This window comes from Ruegeria sp. CDSB114 (assembly GCF_059611025.1).
Window position 1 is genome coordinate 1 of sequence record NZ_JBXWOT010000020.1, and the last position, 2,990, is coordinate 2,990.

3 protein-coding genes are annotated in these 2,990 nt (G+C 60.3%); all 3 read right to left on the reverse strand.

Features of this window, described 5'->3' with window-relative positions; translation table 11 throughout:
- On the reverse strand, positions 1 to 884 hold an 884-nt coding region (folD, locus tag AC2FIP_RS20590; RefSeq protein ID WP_271952851.1), incomplete at its 3' end, for a bifunctional methylenetetrahydrofolate dehydrogenase/methenyltetrahydrofolate cyclohydrolase FolD.
- Between the two features lie 53 nt (positions 885 to 937).
- Complete coding sequence (locus AC2FIP_RS20595) at positions 938 to 1,243, reverse strand: chorismate mutase (RefSeq protein ID WP_142640424.1); 306 nt, start codon at positions 1,241 to 1,243, stop codon at positions 938 to 940.
- A 58-nt stretch (positions 1,244 to 1,301) separates the two neighbouring features.
- Complete coding sequence (locus AC2FIP_RS20600; RefSeq protein WP_496693145.1) at positions 1,302 to 2,978, reverse strand: formate--tetrahydrofolate ligase; 1,677 nt, start codon at positions 2,976 to 2,978, stop codon at positions 1,302 to 1,304.
- Positions 2,979 to 2,990: the final 12 nt, after the last annotated feature.

Here is a 2,990-nt window from a genome sequence, read left to right on the forward strand (position 1 = left end):
GTCAGGCCTTCTGGTTCTGGGAGTTTGTTTGCGCGGCATGCGGCGGTCAGGGTGTTGGCCAGCAGGCATGCGATTGTCATGGGGCCGACGCCACCGGGGACGGGGGTGATTGCTCCGGCGCGTTCGGCGGCGCTGGCGTAATCCACGTCTCCAACCAGCTTGTTCTTGCCGTCGCGTTCAATGCGGTTGATGCCCACGTCGATGACCGTGGCCCCTTCCTTGATCCAGTCGCCGGGCACCATCTCGGGGCGGCCCACAGCGGCGACAACGATATCCGCGCGACGGACAACATCGGGCAGATCCTTGGTGCGGCTATGCGCGATGGTCACGGTGCAGCTGTCGCCCAGCAGCAGCTGCGCCATCGGCTTGCCAACGATGTTCGAGCGGCCGATCACAACCGCATCCATGCCCGACAACGATCCATGATGGTCCCGCAGCATCATCAGGCAGCCCAGCGGGGTACAGGGCACCATCGATTTCTGACCGGTGCCCAGCAGGCCCACATTCGAGATGTGGAACCCGTCGACATCCTTGGCCGGGTCGATCGAATTGATCACCAGATCTTCGTTCAGATGCTTGGGCAGCGGCAGCTGCACCAGAATGCCGTGGACTGCGGGATCGGTATTCAGCTTGTCGATCAATGCCAGCAGGTCTGCCTCGGAGGTGTCCACATCCAGCTTGTGCTCATACGAGTTCATGCCGACCTCGACGGTCATCTTGCCCTTCGAGCGGACATAGACCTGGCTGGCCGGGTCTTCGCCCACCAGAACCACGGCCAGACCGGGGGTGATGCCATTTTCGTCCTTCAGCTTTGCAACCTGATCGGCAACCTGTGCCCGCACCGTTGCTGCAAAGGCCTTACCGTCGATAACCTGCGCTACCATTCTTCGATCCCTTCTTCCCAAAAACGGATCGGGCGCTTGGGGCGCCCGGTCAGTCAGTCGTTGCCGAGCACACGTTCCTCACGCGCAATCGACCAGTCAATCAGAATGCGCCACAGCGTCTCGGCCAGATCGGGGTCCATCCCCGCCGCCTGAGAGCTGGCACGCACCTTTTGCACCACCTCTTCAACACGATCCGGAATACGGGCCGGCAGGCCCTCGCCCGGCTTCAACTCAGACGCGCGATCAATGTAGCTGGCGCGCCTCACCAGCATCTCGATCAGGTGCCGGTCCAGCTGGTCAATCTGAATCCGCAGATCCTGCATCGTTGCGCAGTCTTGCGGCGGTGTCAGAGTGGGCATCGTGATCTCCTCGTGGCCCGGAGCATTCTCCGGATCACGAGATGTCTTATCTGGCGACTTAGAACAAGCCCTCGATCTCACCTGCGTCATTGAGGCAGATGCTTTCGGCCGCCGGTTTGCGCGGCAGGCCCGGCATAGTCATGATCTCACCACAGACCGCCACGATAAATCCGGCACCCGCGCTCAGGCGCACCTCGCGCACCGGAACCGAATGGCCGGTGGGCGCACCGCGCAACGAGGGATCGGTCGAGAAGGAATACTGCGTCTTGGCCATGCAGACCGGCAGGTTGCCGTAACCGGCTTCTTCCCATTCACGCAGCTGGTTGCGGATCTTGTTGTCGGCCAGAACCTCGTCCGCGCGATAGATGCGCTTGGCGATGGTTTCGATCTTCTCGAACAGCGGCATATCGTCGGGGTAGATCGGCGCAAAGTTCGCTGTGCCCCCTTCGACGATTTCGACCACCTTCTCGGCCAGCGGCGCCGAGCCTTCCGACCCCAGCTCCCAGTGACGCGACAGAACCGCTTCGACCCCGTGGTCAGAGCAATAGTCTTTCACGGCTTGCACTTCAGCGTCGGTATCGGTGACGAAGTGGTTGATGCCAACCACAACCGGCACGCCAAAGGATTTGACGTTTTCGATGTGACGACCCAGGTTGGCACAGCCCGATTTGACCGCGTCGACGTTTTCCGCACCCAGATCAGCCTTGGCCACACCGCCATTCATCTTCATCGCACGCACGGTGGCGACCAGCACCACAGCCGACGGCGCGATACCCGCTTTGCGGCACTTGATGTTCATGAATTTCTCGGCGCCCAGATCGGCCCCAAAACCCGCTTCGGTCACGACATAGTCAGCCACTTTCAGCGCGGTCTTGGTCGCAATGACCGAGTTACAGCCATGTGCAATGTTGGCAAACGGGCCACCATGGACAAAGGCCGGGTTGTTTTCCAGCGTCTGCACCAGGTTCGGCTGCATCGCGTCCTTCAGCAGCACCGTCATCGCGCCTTCGGCCTTGATGTCGCGGCAATACACGGCTGTCTTGTCGCGGCGATACGCGACGATGATGTCACCCAGACGCTTTTCCAGATCTTTCAGATCATTGGCCAGGCACAGGATCGCCATAACTTCAGAGGCCACGGTGATGTCAAAGCCGGTCTCGCGCGGGAAACCGTTCGATACGCCACCCAAGCTGGCCGTGATCTGACGCAGCGCGCGGTCGTTCATGTCGACCACACGACGCCACGCTACACGGCGAATGTCGATCTCGCACTCATTGCCCCAGTAGATGTGGTTGTCGATCATCGCCGACAGCAGTGAATGGGCGCTGGTGATGGCGTGAAAGTCACCGGTGAAGTGCAGGTTCATCTCTTCCATCGGAACAACCTGCGCGTAACCACCACCCGCAGCGCCGCCCTTCATGCCAAAGTTCGGGCCCAGCGAAGCCTCACGGATACAGATCATCGCGTTCTTGCCAATCCGGTTCAGACCGTCACCCAGACCCACAGTCGTCGTCGTCTTACCCTCACCCGCAGGCGTCGGGTTGATCGCCGTCACCAGAATCAGCTTGCCGTCCTCACGGCCCTGAACCGAATTGATGAAGTCCTGGCTCACCTTTGCCTTGTCATGGCCATAGGGCAGAAGATCAGCAGATTCGATGCCGATCTTCGCACCAATCTCCTGAATCGGCTTCTTCTTCGCCTCACGCGCAATTTCGATGTCAGATTTATAGCTCATTGGGTTTCGGTC

Excerpts from the sequence above, each read along its gene's own strand:
- AC2FIP_RS20595 (WP_142640424.1), bottom strand. The coding sequence starts at position 1,243 with ATGCCCACTCTGACACCGCCGCAAGACTGCGCAACGATGCAGGATCTG.
- AC2FIP_RS20600 (WP_496693145.1), bottom strand. The coding sequence starts at position 2,978 with ATGAGCTATAAATCTGACATCGAAATTGCGCGTGAGGCGAAGAAGAAG.